Annotated in this window: 12 protein-coding genes; all 12 read left to right on the top strand. The window is 40.0% G+C overall.

The features are described 5' to 3' along the window. Window positions 1-274: 274 nt before the first annotated feature. Window positions 275-1,594 carry a chromosomal replication initiator protein DnaA gene (gene dnaA, locus HUK49_RS02210; RefSeq protein ID WP_191912482.1) on the top strand — a complete coding sequence of 440 codons (1,320 nt, stop codon included), beginning with the start codon at window positions 275-277 and terminating at the stop codon, window positions 1,592-1,594. Between the two features lie 173 nt (window positions 1,595-1,767). After that, complete coding sequence (gene dnaN / locus HUK49_RS02205; RefSeq protein ID WP_191912481.1) at window positions 1,768-2,907, top strand: DNA polymerase III subunit beta; 1,140 nt, start codon at window positions 1,768-1,770, stop codon at window positions 2,905-2,907. A gap of 211 nt (window positions 2,908-3,118) precedes the next feature. Beyond that, the gene (gene yaaA / locus HUK49_RS02200; protein WP_102168016.1) at window positions 3,119-3,340 is read left to right on the top strand and encodes a S4 domain-containing protein YaaA; all 222 of its coding nucleotides are present in this window, start codon (window positions 3,119-3,121) and stop codon (window positions 3,338-3,340) included. An 8-nt stretch (window positions 3,341-3,348) separates the two neighbouring features. Then, window positions 3,349-4,473, top strand: a complete 1,125-nt coding sequence (gene recF, locus HUK49_RS02195) for a DNA replication/repair protein RecF (RefSeq protein WP_191912480.1) — start codon at window positions 3,349-3,351, stop codon at window positions 4,471-4,473. After that, the gene (gyrB, locus tag HUK49_RS02190; protein ID WP_191912479.1) at window positions 4,470-6,416 is read left to right on the top strand and encodes a DNA topoisomerase (ATP-hydrolyzing) subunit B; all 1,947 of its coding nucleotides are present in this window, start codon (window positions 4,470-4,472) and stop codon (window positions 6,414-6,416) included. The genes recF and gyrB overlap by 4 nt, the downstream gene beginning before the upstream one ends. Window positions 6,417-6,504: 88 nt before the next feature. After that, window positions 6,505-9,024 carry a DNA gyrase subunit A gene (gyrA, locus tag HUK49_RS02185; RefSeq protein ID WP_191912478.1) on the top strand — a complete coding sequence of 840 codons (2,520 nt, stop codon included), beginning with the start codon at window positions 6,505-6,507 and terminating at the stop codon, window positions 9,022-9,024. 198 nt (window positions 9,025-9,222) lie between these two features. Then, a complete protein-coding gene (gene rpsF / locus HUK49_RS02180) occupies window positions 9,223-9,519 on the top strand; it encodes a 30S ribosomal protein S6 (protein ID WP_003716304.1) in 297 nt (98 codons plus the stop codon). Window positions 9,520-9,555: 36 nt separating this feature from the next. Then, complete coding sequence (ssb, locus tag HUK49_RS02175; RefSeq protein WP_102168020.1) at window positions 9,556-10,101, top strand: single-stranded DNA-binding protein; 546 nt, start codon at window positions 9,556-9,558, stop codon at window positions 10,099-10,101. A gap of 32 nt (window positions 10,102-10,133) precedes the next feature. Beyond that, on the top strand, window positions 10,134-10,370 hold the full coding sequence (gene rpsR / locus HUK49_RS02170; protein ID WP_003716302.1) for a 30S ribosomal protein S18: 237 nt from the start codon (window positions 10,134-10,136) through the stop codon (window positions 10,368-10,370). 174 nt (window positions 10,371-10,544) lie between these two features. Beyond that, window positions 10,545-12,569 carry a DHH family phosphoesterase gene (locus HUK49_RS02165; RefSeq protein ID WP_191912477.1) on the top strand — a complete coding sequence of 675 codons (2,025 nt, stop codon included), beginning with the start codon at window positions 10,545-10,547 and terminating at the stop codon, window positions 12,567-12,569. A gap of 5 nt (window positions 12,570-12,574) precedes the next feature. Beyond that, a complete protein-coding gene (gene rplI, locus HUK49_RS02160) occupies window positions 12,575-13,027 on the top strand; it encodes a 50S ribosomal protein L9 (RefSeq protein WP_191912476.1) in 453 nt (150 codons plus the stop codon). 27 nt (window positions 13,028-13,054) lie between these two features. Beyond that, on the top strand, window positions 13,055-14,452 hold the full coding sequence (dnaB, locus tag HUK49_RS02155) for a replicative DNA helicase (protein ID WP_191912475.1): 1,398 nt from the start codon (window positions 13,055-13,057) through the stop codon (window positions 14,450-14,452). The last annotated feature ends 15 nt before the right edge of the window (window positions 14,453-14,467 follow it).

The raw sequence follows: 14,467 nt of genomic DNA, 5'->3' as shown, positions 1-14,467 counted from the left end.
CAACAATTCACATCCTGTTATTAAAGTTATCCACAGCCCTGTACAAAACTGTTTATAAGTCGTTTAAATCCCTTTGTTATAGTAATTAGTTATCCACAGGACACGTGGAAAACTATTATTTTTTTATTTTATCCCCAATCTTCACATTACTTTTTTGAATTTACACACAGTGTTGTGTAAATATTTTTTGATTATCCACTAACCTGTGGAAAACTTTTTTTCATAATGATAAAATGTCGTTTGTAATTTAATATCTATTAGGAGGGGAACTATTTTGACTGAGCTCGATTCTCTATGGGAAGCGATCCAAAATTCATTTCGTCAAAGCAAAAGTCAGGTTACCTTTGACACATTAATTGCTCCGGCAAAACCACTCTCTCTCTCTCAAAACCAATTAGAAGTTGAAGTACCCACAAAAGTTCATCGTGATTTTTGGGAAAAAAACTTAAAGGCTGAATTAAAGCAGTACGCCAAAACGGTTACTAATCAAGAGATTGAACCGCACTTTGTTCTTGAGGGAGAATTCGATCCTTATCAAAATGATCGACCAGCAGAATCAAATAATTTTGAAATGGATACGCCACTTAATCCTCACTACAACTTCAAAACTTTTGTCGTTGGTGAAGGAAACAAAATGGCTCATGCTGCTGCCTTCGCAGTTGCCGAAAGTCCCGGTGGTCTCTATAACCCGCTTTTCATTTATGGGGGTGTGGGACTAGGAAAGACCCACTTGATGGAAGCAATCGGTAACCATATGCTTCAACTCAATCCAACAGCAAAAGTAAAATACGTTACTAGCGAAGAATTTACTAATGATTTTATCCATTCTATCCAAAGTAACTCTACGGAGAAATTCCGTGAAGAGTACCGTAATCTGGACTTATTATTAATTGACGATATTCAGTTTCTTGCTAACAAGGAAGGAACTCAGCTTGAATTCTTTAATACATTCAATGCTCTTCACGATAATAAAAAGCAAATTGTCATGACTTCTGATCGAATTCCAAATGAAATTCCAGAACTGCAGGATCGTCTCGTTTCACGATTCCGTTGGGGGTTAACGGTTGAGATTACCCCGCCAGATCTGGAGACCCGAATTGCTATTTTGCGGAGTAAAGTTGAGGAAGATCACATTAATATTGGAAATGATACCTTGAACTATATTGCAGGACAGATTGATACCAATATTCGTGAACTTGAGGGAGCACTAACCAAGGTTCAGGCATTCGCTAACTTAAGCCAAGAACCAATTACGCCGCACCTTGCATCACAAGCTCTCCGTGGACTGCAAAGGACTACTAAAACAACAATTACGATCACGTCAATTCAAAAAAATGTTGCTGATTTTTACAATATTACCCAAAGTGACATTGTTGGAAAAAAGCGGGTCAAGCAAATTGTTGTTCCGCGTCAGATCGCGATGTACCTTTCTCGTGAACTAACTGATTACTCATTGCCAAAAATCGGTAAAGAATTTGGCGGGAAGGATCACACAACCGTTCTTCACGCAATTGATAAAATTGAAGAAGAGCTCCAAACTGATAACGAACTTCAAGAACAGCTAAATACATTAAAAGCGAAATTAAAAGCATAGTTGTGGAAAACTTGAAAGTTATTCCCAATTTCATCCACAACTTATCCACAAGCGAATACGTTGATTTTTCTTAGTCGAACTAAGTTATCCACAATATTAACAGGCTCTACTACTTCGACTATATTTTAAAGTATTAATATAAGTATATATAACCTACTAAAGGAGCATTGATAATGAAATTTACCATCAATCGTTCAGCATTTATTAGTCAATTAAATAATGTTCTTAGAGCAATCTCATCTAAAACTACTATTCCAATTCTAACTGGGTTAAAAATGGTAGTAGCTAACGATAGCATTACACTAACTGGTAGTAATTCAGATATTACAATTGAAAGTGTAATGTCAGCTAGCAATGAAGATTATGAATTAAAAATTGATGAACCTGGTTCAATTGTTTTACCAGCTCGATTCTTCAGTGAAATTGTTAAGAAGCTTCCAGACAAGCATGTAACTATTGAAATTACTAGTAGTTTTCAAGCTGATATTACTTCAGGTAATGCCAAATTCCAAATTAATGGACAAGATGCAGAAAACTTTCCTCATTTACCAGAAGTTGAAGCAAATAATACTGTGGTTCTTGCCAATGACATGCTTAAAGAAGTCATTCGGCAAACGGTCATTGCTGTTTCTAAACAAGAAAGTCGGCCAATCCTTGCTGGGATCCACGTAACGTTGCATGATGGATTGCTTACAGCAGTTGCTACTGATAGTCATCGACTAGCACAACGGAAAGTGCAATTAGATGGTGTTGGCGATGTTAATTACGATGTTATTATTCCTGGGAAGAGTTTAGATGAACTTTCTGGAATGATTAGTGACGTTGATGATGAAGTAAAGATGCAAGTTACCGATAACCAAGTATTATTTATTTTTGGTAATACGCACTTCTATTCCAGACTGTTAGAAGGAAATTATCCGGAAACGAGTCAGTTGATTCCAGACACATCAGATACGACAGTAGAATTAGATGCGGGAACGTTCCTATCCTCAATTGACCGGGCTTCGTTACTTTCGCATGAGAGTCGGAATGATGTTGTTAAATTAACCATTAAGCCTGGCGAAAAATTGGTTCGAATTAGCGGTGATTCACCAGATATCGGAATGGTGGAAGAAGATGTTGCCACATCAGCGGTTGAGGGAAATGACTTAGAAATCTCCTTCAATCCAAATTACATGAAAGATGCATTGCGATCCTTTGGTCAATCAACGGTTAAGATTTCATTTACTTCTCCATTACGGCCGTTTACGTTAGTCCCAACGGAAGATACAGAAAACTTTGTTCACTTAATTACGCCAGTTCGAACATTCTAATGACATGTAAGAGGATTATGATAACTAGTTTGTCATAACCCTTTTTTATTTTAAAAATTTGCTGAAATCGTGTTTTAAGCAAATTAAGCGTTTTTAACTCGATTTTGACAAAAAAGGCTAATAACTACTAAGAAGCCTAAAAAGGCTATCTGCGCGTTTTTAACCTCTTAAATGTGGTATAATAGTATTTGTGAAAAGTAGGTGATTAAGTGTGGAAACCAAGACCATAAAAATAGATCGGCCGTTCATCACCCTGGGACAATTACTCAAGGAAGAAGGAATTATCCCAACTGGTGGTGCAGCCAAGTGGTTTTTGAAGGAGCATGATGTTCGGATTAATGACGAACTTGAGAATCGTCGTGGTCGGAAATTATATCCAGAAGATGTTGTTATCATTCCTGAACATGAACCAATTATGATTAAGAGTAAGTAGGAAATTGCATGATTCTTTCAGAATTGCACTTACATAACTTTCGTAATTACGAAGATCTGACAGTTCATTTTGCTCCTGGAGTTAATGTCTTGATTGGTCACAATGCCCAGGGAAAAACGAATATGTTAGAGGCAATTTATGCATTGTCATTAACACGGAGTCACCGGACCCATAACAACCGAGAACTAATTAATTGGCAGCATAAATCAGCAACCATTAGCGGAATTGTTCAAAAGACGAGTGGACGCGTTCCGTTAGAATTAGAATTTACTTCTAAGGGAAAACGAGCCAAGGTCAATCATCTTGAGCAGGCTCGATTATCTACATATGTTGGTCAACTAAATGCCATTTTATTTGCGCCGGAGGACTTGTCCCTAGTCAAGGGAGCACCAGCACTGCGGCGTCATTTTATGGATATGGAATTTAGTCAGATGAGTAGTAAGTATCTTTATAATGCTGGGCAGTATCGAACTTTACTGCGCCAAAGAAATAAGTATTTAAAGCAGTTAAAATACGGTCAACAGCACGATAAGGTTTTACTTGGGGTGCTTTCTGATCAGTTAGCTGCATACGGTGCAGAGGTTATTATTGCGCGTTATCAATTCTTACAGCATTTGGAAAAGTGGGCTTCGCAGCTTCATGAAAAAATATCGTTAAATGCTGAGCAGTTACGGTTAGACTATGTTACTCAGTTAAAGCTGAGTGAAAAAACCACCGTTGAACAAGCATATCAAGATTTGTTAGAGCTTTATCAGTCCCATGTAGATTGGGAAATTGAAAAGGGAACCACAATGTACGGACCGCAACGGGATGACATTCACTTTATGGTTAACGGGAAAAACGTTCAGTCGTTTGGCTCACAAGGCCAGCAGCGAACAACGGCATTATCTGTTAAGTTGGCGGAGATCGACTTGATGAAGGAGCAGACCGGGGAATATCCGTTACTGCTTTTAGATGATGTCCTATCTGAATTAGATACTATTCGTCAGACACACTTATTAACTGCCTTTCAAGATAAGGTACAAACCTTTCTGACAACAACAAGCTTAAATGATGTTGCACGGCAGTTAATTCATCAACCGAAAATCTTTGAAATTGAACATGGTACTTTGAGCAGGGGGGAAACACAGTGAGCGACGAGCAAAAAGAAACAAAAGCTGAGTTAGCGAGCGAGTATGATGCCAGTCAAATTCAGGTTCTTAAGGGGCTTGATGCAGTACGAAAACGGCCAGGGATGTATATTGGTTCGACCTCGGCTCAAGGGCTACACCATTTAGTTTGGGAAATTGTCGATAACGGAATTGATGAGGCCCTAGCTGGATTCTGTGATGAAATTAACGTGGTTGTTGAACCAGATAATAGTATTTCTGTTACTGATAATGGACGGGGAATTCCTGTTGATACTCAAAAAGAGACCGGGAAACCAGCACTTGAAACAGTATTTACTGTTCTTCACGCCGGTGGTAAGTTCGGCGGTGGCGGATACAAGGTCTCTGGTGGATTACACGGTGTTGGTGCTTCAGTTGTAAACGCCCTTTCTACAGAACTTGATGTTAAGGTTTCACGTCAGGGTAAGCGTTACTACATGGACTTTGATCATGGTCACGTTAAGACCTCAATGAAGGTAATTGATGAAAATGTGCCGGAAGATGTTCATGGGACAACTGTTCATTTTAAGCCGGATCCGGAAATTTTCCGTGAAACAACTACATACAACATTAAGACCTTAACAAACCGTCTTCGTGAATTAGCATTCCTGAACAAGGGATTAAAAATCACAATTGAAGATAAGCGTGATAAGGAGTCAGAACGGCAAGAATTCCATTACGAAGGTGGAATTCGGCACTATGTAGACTTCTTGAATGAAGGGAAAACCACTCTCTTTGAACCACCAATTTACGTTGAAGGAAAAGAAAATGGCATTACTGTGGAAGTTTCTCTTCAATATACTGATTCTTACAGAAGTGATTTACTGACGTTTACCAACAACATCCATACTTATGAAGGTGGAACGCACGAAACTGGGTTTAAGATGGCCTTAACTCGGGTAATAAATGATTATGGACATAAGTCAGGAGTCTTAAAGGGAAACGAGACGCTTTCCGGGGATGATGTACGTGAAGGATTGACCGCGGTTGTTTCTATCAAGCACCCAGATCCGCAATTTGAAGGACAGACTAAGACAAAACTTGGAAACTCTGATGCACGAACAGCAACTGATCATGTTTTTGCAGCGACATTTAACCGATTCTTACTTGAACACCCTGACGAAGCACGGCAAATTATCGAAAAGGGACAACTAGCTTCTAAAGCTCGGGTAGCGGCAAAACGAGCACGTGAAGTTACCCGAAAAAAGAGTGGCCTGGAAATTAGCAACTTACCAGGTAAGCTAGCTGATAACACCAGTAAGGATCCAAATATATCTGAACTATTTATTGTCGAGGGGGACTCAGCTGGAGGTTCTGCTAAACAGGGACGTTCTCGGTTGACTCAAGCAATTTTGCCAATTCGGGGAAAGATTTTAAACGTTGAAAAGGCGACCCTTGACAGAATCTTAGCAAACGATGAAATTCGGTCCCTGTTTACAGCATTGGGAACAGGCTTTGGTGAAGACTTTGATATTACCAAGGCTAATTACCATAAGCTGATTATTATGACCGATGCCGATGTTGATGGTGCCCATATTCGGACGTTGCTGTTGACTCTCTTCTATCGGTTCATGAAGCCAATGATCACACATGGTTATGTCTACATTGCCCAACCACCGCTATATCAAGTTCGTCAAGGAAAATTTGTAAAGTACATTGAATCAGATGAAGAGCTTGATCGGGTTGTTAACTCGCTTCAACCAAGTCCGAAACCTGTTATTCAACGTTATAAGGGGCTTGGTGAAATGGATGCTGAACAGCTTTGGGAAACAACGATGGATCCTGAAAAGCGCCACCTGCTCCGGGTAAACCTTGATGATGCCAAGGCAGCAGAAGAAATCTTCCCGATGTTGATGGGGAATAAGGTTACACCGCGGCGTGACTTTATTGAGAAGAATGCTAAGTTTGTAGAAAATCTTGATTTATAAGATTGGTGTGTGAACCGGAATAAAAGCTTGGTAACTACTGGAGTTTTTTTCAGGCATCACACTCAAATTTAAAGGAGGAACAACGATAGTGGCTGAAAACGATCTATCAAATAACCGGATCACGGACGTTAACCTGACTAGTCAGATGAAAAATTCATTCTTAGACTACGCCATGAGTGTTATTGTTTCTCGGGCGCTCCCGGATGTGCGTGATGGGTTGAAACCAGTACAACGACGGATCCTATACGGGATGAATGAATTAGGGGTTACTCCGGATAAGCCATATAAGAAGTCTGCCCGGATTGTTGGGGATGTTATGGGAAAATTCCACCCTCATGGTGATTCTTCAATCTATGAAGGGTTAGTACGGATGGCACAGGACTTTAGTTACCGGTACATGTTGGTTGATGGTCACGGTAACTTTGGTTCAATTGATGGTGATAGTGCCGCTGCTATGCGGTATACCGAAGCCAAAATGAGTAAAATTGCCGTTGAAATGTTACGGGATATTAACAAGAATACTGTTGATTTTCAAGATAACTATGATGGAACCGAAAAGGAACCAACTGTGCTACCAGCGCGGTTCCCTAACTTACTTGTTAATGGTGCTTCAGGGATTGCTGTCGGAATGGCAACGAATATTCCAACCCATAATTTAGGAGAGGTTATTAGTGCGATCCACGTACTGATGGATAATCCAGACGCTACAACTGAAGATTTAATGAAAGTCTTGCCAGGACCAGATTTCCCAACTGGTGGCGTTGTCATGGGCAAGTCTGGAATTCGGAAAGCCTATGAGACAGGTCGAGGGACAATTGTTGTTCGGGCTAAAGTCGATATTGAAGAACGAAAGAACGGTAGACAACAAATTGTTGTTCACGAAATTCCTTACATGGTTAATAAGGCAAAGCTGATTGAACGGATTGCTGATTTAGCCCGGAATAAGGAAATTGAAGGAATTACTGACGTTAATGATGAAACCGATCGTGAAGGAATGCGGATCGTAATTGATGTTCGTCGTGATGCTAGTGCTGAAGTGATCTTGAATAATTTATACAAGATGACCTTGATGCAGACGACTTTCAATTTCAATATGTTAGCAATTGTTAATGGCGCACCAAAGATTCTTAGCTTGAAGGAAATCCTTAAGTATTACCTAGAACACCAAGAAAATGTTGTTCGACGGCGGACAGAATTTGATCTAAAAAAAGCTGAAAATCGTGCTCATATTGTTGCTGGGTTACGAATTGCTTTAGATCATATTGATGAAATCATTAATATTATTCGGAACTCTCAGACAAGTGAAATTGCGAAAAACCAATTGATGGAAAACTATGGACTATCGGATCGTCAAGCTCAAGCAATTCTTGATATGCGGTTAGTTCGGTTAACTGGTTTGGAACGAGAAAAAATTGAGGCCGAATACAAGAAGCTAATGGCAGCAATTGCCGATTATAAAGACATTCTTGCTCACCAAGAACGGATCAACCAAATTATTTACGATGAATTGTTAGAAATTCAAAAGAAGTTTGGTGATAAGCGACGGACAGAACTTCAAGTCGGTGATATTACTAACATTGAAGATGAAGATTTGATTGAGGAAGAATCAATCATCGTCACCTTAACGCATAATGGTTACATTAAGCGGTTGCCAGTAGATGAATTTAAGTCTCAACACCGTGGTGGTCGTGGTGTTAAGGGAATGGGAGTTCACAAGGATGACTTCATTGAACAATTAATTTCTAGTGATACTCATGACTTGCTCCTTTTCTTTACTAATTCAGGAAAGGTTTACTCCATGAAGGGGTACGAAATTCCAGAGTACGGTCGGTCTGCTCAAGGAATTCCAATCATTAACTTACTTGGAATTGATAATAAAGAGAAGATTAGTGCTGTGATTAACGTTTCACATGAAACCAACGATGATGATAAGTTCCTCTTCTTTACCACTAAGCAGGGAACCGTAAAGCGAACACCAGTTACCGAATTTAAGAATATTCGAAGTAATGGGTTGAAGGCGATTAACCTTCACGATAATGATGAGCTGATCCATGTTGATATAGTTAAGGATCAACAAAACATGATTATCGGAACGCACCATGGTTACGCCCTAAGTTTTAACTCATCTGTTGTCCGGTCAATGGGCCGTTCAGCAGCAGGGGTTCGCGGAATTCGCTTGCGGGATGACGATTATGTCATCGGTACTGCACCGCTTGATGATGATAGCAATGTCCTAGTAATTAGTGAGTTGGGTTACGGTAAACAAACGCCTGCTAGCGAGTACCCGATTAAGGGTCGTGGCGGTTTAGGTGTTAAGACCGTTAACGTAACGAAGAAGAATGGACCTCTTGTTGGCCTAACAACTGTTAAGGGAGACGAAGATATTATGCTGGTCACGGACCATGGTGTGATTATTCGTTTCGGTGTTGAAACAGTATCGCAGACTGGACGTTCAGCATTAGGTGTTCATCTAATTAAGATGGATGATGGAACACATGTTGCAACGATTGCGAAGGTTGAAAAAGAAAGTGATGAAGATAGCGAAGACGATTCTTCATCAAATGAAAATCCAACTGAAGAAGTAACTACTGAAGAAAAAACTGAATAAATAAAATAGAAATCCTGATTTGTTACGTCTTTATTAATTAGACCGCAAATTCAGGATTTTCTTGTTACCTGTTCCTTGTTTTAAACCAATGTCTGTGGTATATTTTATTCTTGTGAGTATACGTAACAGACGTCTACTCTCCTTGTTCTTCTTAATCTTTACGGGAAGAGCCAGAGTCCATAAGGAGGTGTAACATTCATGGAAACACGTAAATATGAAATTACTTACATCATTCGTCCTGATATGGAAGAATCTGCAAAGAGCGACCTTGTAGCTCGCTTTGACAAGATTCTCGAAGACAATGGTGCAACCATCGCTGATTCCAAGGATTGGTCAACACGCCGGTTTGCTTACCCAATTGACAAGTACACTGAAGGTACTTACCACGTGGTAAACCTTACTACCGACACTGACGAAGCCTTAAACGAATTCGATCGTTTAGCTAAGTTCAACGATGATATCCTACGTCACATGATCATCAAGCGTGAAGCTTAATTTGATCTTCAATTAATAGAGAGGAGACGAGATCTAATGATTAATCGTGCAGTACTTACTGGACGCTTAACAAGAGATCCTGAGTTGCGGTACACAACCAGTGGAACAGCTGTTGTATCATTTACTTTAGCTGTTGATCGTCAATTCCGAAACCAAAATGGGGATCGGGATGCTGACTTTATCAATTGCGTCATTTGGCGTAAGTCTGCTGAAAACTTTAGTAACTTTACTCATAAGGGATCCTTAGTTGGTATCGAAGGACGGATTCAAACCCGGAATTACGAAAATCAACAAGGAAACCGAGTTTATGTTACCGAAATTGTTGTCGATAATTTTGCACTGCTTGAACCACGCCAAAATGGTGGTAGTCAACAATATGGCAATCAACAACCATTTGGTGGTCAAGGTCAACCACAGTACAATAATAATCAACCGCAACCTGGAAATAATGCTCCTCAATCTAATTCGTCTAATGGCTTTGGTGGTAATAGTAACCAACCAAGTCAACCAGATAATCAATTCCCTAATGATGGGGATGATGGTCAATCCATTGATTTATCTGATGACGAATTACCATTCTAAAGAATTCTTTAACCAGATAGGAGGGTAATTTCATGGCACAACAACGTCGTGGCGGCCGTCGTCGTCGTAAAGTCGACTTTATCGCCGCAAACCACATCGACTACATCGATTACAAAGACACTGATTTATTACGTCGGTTTATTTCTGAACGGGGTAAGATTTTACCACGTCGGGTTACTGGTACTAGCGCCAAGAACCAACGGAAGTTAACTATCGCTATTAAGCGTGCACGGATTATGGGTCTTTTGCCATTCGTTGCTGAAGATTAATTCCGTAAAATAAAGAATCGTAACAATTATTTGTTGCGATTCTTTATTTTTAAAAGATTTTTCATTCCGTAAGTGTTGAGATGCAGTCAAATAGACCAATGTGATATTATAGATACTGATTTGTTTAACAAAAATTAATAATTAACAAAAAACGTTAAAATCGGGAGGACCAGTATGAGAGATCTTATTAGTCGAGAATACTGGCGAGAGCTGTTTAAACAGCCAGCAGTTCGATGGAATTTTATTTACATTTTAATTTTAACGATTCTTAGTCTAGTACTGGGATTCTATATTAATTGGCTTCTTGGGATTGCGATTCTGGTGGTAGCTCTTTTTGGTAGTCAGCTTAGTATCAGTCGTTTACGAACGATTGTTGTTGATGCTCATGAGTACTTAGCAGATCTAACTTATCGGGTTGAGCAGGGACAACAAGAAGCGCTGCTTGAAATGCCTTTAGGAATGATCTTGATGAATAAGCAGGGCGAAATTCAATGGATTAACCCCTATATGGCTAAGTACTTTGATCTAAAAATTGTTGTTGGGAAGAAACTTAAAGAAGTTGATAACGAGCTTGCCAAACTAGAGAATGAGCATCGGAATGATAAGCAGCCGACAATCGTTACTTGGCAGGATCGCCAATTTGAATTCTTGGTTCAGAAGGATAATCATGTTATCTACATGATGGACGTGACAAGCTATGAAGAAATCAATAAGCGTTATAAACAACAGCAAATCTTTCTGGGAAACATATATTTAGATAACTATGTTGAACTAACTCAGGGGATGAGCGATTCAGATGTTTCCAATTTACATAACTATGTAACGTCAGAAATTAGTAAGTGGGCGGCAGAGAATCACTTATTAATGAAGGTAATTGATGATGATAATTATTTGATTATTGGACATCAAATTTCATTAAAACGATTGGAAGAAAAGAAGTTTAAGATTCTCGATATTATTCGGGAAAACACTTCAAAACAGAACTCACCAGTAACGTTAAGCGTTGGGATTGCTTATGGTGAAAATGATCTGGTAAAATTAGCTGATACTGCTCAAAATAACCTTGATCTTGCGCTAGGACGAGGTGGCGATCAGGTTGTTGTTCGCGCTCAGGATTCTGAAGCACGGTTCTACGGCGGGAAAACTAATCCAATGGAAAAGCGGACACGAGTTCGAGCGCGAATGATTAGTCAGGCCCTTCAAGAGCTAATGGCCCAGGCAGATCAAATCTTTGTAATGGGACATAAGAACCCTGATATGGATTCACTAGGTGCTTGTTTAGGAATTCGCCGAATTGCGGAAATGAATAACTGTGAATGTTGGATTGTTGTTGATGATGAGCAGGCGCACTCTGATGTTCAGCGTCTTTTGAAGCAAATGGATAACTTCCAGGAAATTAAGGAGCATATTATTACCCCTGAAGAGGCGCTTGAGAAGGCTACTCCTAATAGTCTTTTGGTAATGGTTGACCATGCTAAGAAGGGAATTACGATTGCTCCAGAACTTTATGAACGCTTGCAGAACCGCCTTGTGATTATTGATCACCACCGACGCGGTGAAGAGTTCCCTGAAAATCCACTATTGGTTTACATCGAACCATACGCGTCATCAACCTGTGAGTTAATTACTGAAATGTTTGAATACCAGCCACGGGAAGGTAAGGGGTTGAATAAACTAGAAGCGACTGCAATGCTGACGGGAATTCAAATTGATACTAAATCCTTTACCAAAAGTGCGGGAACCCGGACATTTGATGCAGCAAGTTACTTACGATCTGCTGGAGCTGACGGGATGATGATCCAAATGTTCATGAAAGAAAATGCAGATAGTTTCATGAAACGTAATCACTTAATTTCATTAGCAGAGTTGAATGATTCAATTGCAATCTGTGCTGGAGAGGAAGATCAGTTCTATGATCCTGTAACGGCTGCTCAAGCGGCAGATATGCTTCTTCAGGTTAACGGGATAGAGGCTTCGTTTGTTATTACTAAACGAGCTGATAGAATGGTCTGCATCTCTGCACGTTCAATGGGTGATGTGAATGTTCAATTAATCATGGAAAAAATGGGTGGCGGTGGTCACCTAGCTAATGCTGCAACCCAAATTAAGGGCAAAACAATTGCGGAAGTTAAGCAAACTCTGATTGACCAATTGGCTAAAACAGAGGATGATGGAAATAAAGAATCAACTGAGGAGTGACTAAGATGAAAGTTATTTTTATTCAAGACGTTCGTGGTCGCGGAAAGCGTGGACAAGTAAAAGATGTTCCTTATGGCTATGCCCAAAATTACCTCATTAAGCGGGGCTTAGCAAAGCAGGCAACCCATGCTGCAATGAGTCAGTTAGCGGGGCAACAACGTGCAGAAGAAAAGCACGCTGCTGAAGAACTAGCTGAGGCTAAAGAGTTGAAGAAGGTTCTTGAAAATGATAAGACCGTTGTTGAATTGAGTGGAAAGGCCGGAACTGATGGCCGGATGTTTGGTTCGATTTCAACGAAGCAAATTGCGACTGCATTACAGAAGCAATTCAACGTCAAAATTGATAAGCGGAAGATTGAGCTTGCAGCACCAATTAAGGCGTTGGGTTATGTTAACGTGCCAATTAAATTGCACCCACAAGTAATGGCTGAAATTCGAGTTCACATTGCTGAAAAGTAAGCTCATTGATTAAAGGAGCGTATCGTCATGGATAATGCACCAGTGCAAGAAGAGCCACGTGACATCGATGCGGAAAAGGCAGTTCTTGGAGCTGTCTTTTTAAGTAAAGATGCCCTGGCTGATGCAATGGAATATTTAGAACCACGCGATTTTTACCGTAAAGCTCACCAAATCATCTTTCAGAAGATGGTTGATTTGAATGATGAAGACCAGCCAATTGATGTGGTGACGATCCGGAGTGCCCTGGACAAGGATAATCAGACCGAAAATATTGGTGGAGTTGCTTATATTGCTGAAATTGCTACGGCAGTGCCGACAGCAGCCAACGTCGCCTATTATGCCAAAATTGTTCATGATAAGGCAACGAGACGACGGTTAATTAATACAGCAACGAAGATTATTAATAATAGTTATGCTGATAATGATAGTGTGTCGGAGCTGCTTGATAATGCTGAACAGCAAATTATGCAGGTTTCTCAAGATAATACCCAGAATGGTTTTCAAAACATTAAGGATGTCCTAGAAGCTTCTTTAAAACACGTTAATGACTTATCGAAAAACGATAGTGAAGTTACAGGATTATCAACTGGTTATCAGCAACTGGATGAAATGACAACGGGGCTGCATAAGGATGAGTTAGTAATTATTGCTGCGCGACCTGCTGTTGGGAAAACTGCATTCGCACTAAATATTGCCCAAAATGTTGCAACTAGTTCGGATACCGCAGTGGCAATCTTTAGCCTGGAAATGGGAGCAGAGTCTCTCGTTAACCGGATGATCTGTGCTGAAGGAAACATTAATGCTAACCACTTGCGGACGGGGCAGTTAACTCAAGATGAGTGGAATAGTCTTTTTATCGCAACTGGCTCCCTTTCTAAGGCTAATATTTATATTGATGATACTGCTGGAATTAAGGTTGCAGAAATTCGTGCACGGTGTCGTCGACTAGCAAAAGAAAAGGGAAAGCTTGGACTAATTGTGATTGATTACCTTCAGCTAATTGAAGGGACAAATCCCGATAACCGACAACAAGAAGTTTCTGAGATTTCGCGGCAATTAAAGAAGCTCGCCAAGGAATTAGAGGTGCCAGTTATTGCCCTCTCTCAGCTTTCTCGTGGAGTTGAACAACGGCAAGATAAACGACCAGTACTTTCAGATATTCGGGAATCCGGGTCGATTGAACAGGATGCGGATATTGTTAGTTTCCTGTATCGTGATGATTACTATGATCACGATGAAGATGGTGACGGTGAAGATAATCAAAATAATTCTCAGCAGGATAATGATGATGGATCAAACGTGAGTGAAGTTGAAGTCATTATCGAAAAAAATCGTAGTGGTCCGCGGGGAACGGTAAAGCTGTTATTTGCGAAGTCATATAACAAATTTGCTTCTGTTTCGTATATTCCAGAAGATAATAATTAATCGAATAATAAGGGC

Origin of the sequence: Limosilactobacillus portuensis, assembly GCF_014838735.1 — a bacterium.
Taxonomy (GTDB): domain Bacteria; phylum Bacillota; class Bacilli; order Lactobacillales; family Lactobacillaceae; genus Limosilactobacillus; species Limosilactobacillus portuensis.
Note: the sequence above shows the minus strand (reverse complement) of the source record. Positions and strands in the feature narration are given on the sequence as shown.

Excerpts from the sequence above, each read along its gene's own strand:
- dnaB (WP_191912475.1), top strand. The coding sequence starts at position 13,055 with ATGGATAATGCACCAGTGCAAGAAGAGCCACGTGACATCGATGCGGAA.
- rplI (WP_191912476.1), top strand. The coding sequence starts at position 12,575 with ATGAAAGTTATTTTTATTCAAGACGTTCGTGGTCGCGGAAAGCGTGGA.
- HUK49_RS02165 (WP_191912477.1), top strand. The coding sequence starts at position 10,545 with ATGAGAGATCTTATTAGTCGAGAATACTGGCGAGAGCTGTTTAAACAG.
- dnaN (WP_191912481.1), top strand. The coding sequence starts at position 1,768 with ATGAAATTTACCATCAATCGTTCAGCATTTATTAGTCAATTAAATAAT.
- rpsR (WP_003716302.1), top strand. The coding sequence starts at position 10,134 with ATGGCACAACAACGTCGTGGCGGCCGTCGTCGTCGTAAAGTCGACTTT.
- recF (WP_191912480.1), top strand. The coding sequence starts at position 3,349 with ATGATTCTTTCAGAATTGCACTTACATAACTTTCGTAATTACGAAGAT.
- ssb (WP_102168020.1), top strand. The coding sequence starts at position 9,556 with ATGATTAATCGTGCAGTACTTACTGGACGCTTAACAAGAGATCCTGAG.
- rpsF (WP_003716304.1), top strand. The coding sequence starts at position 9,223 with ATGGAAACACGTAAATATGAAATTACTTACATCATTCGTCCTGATATG.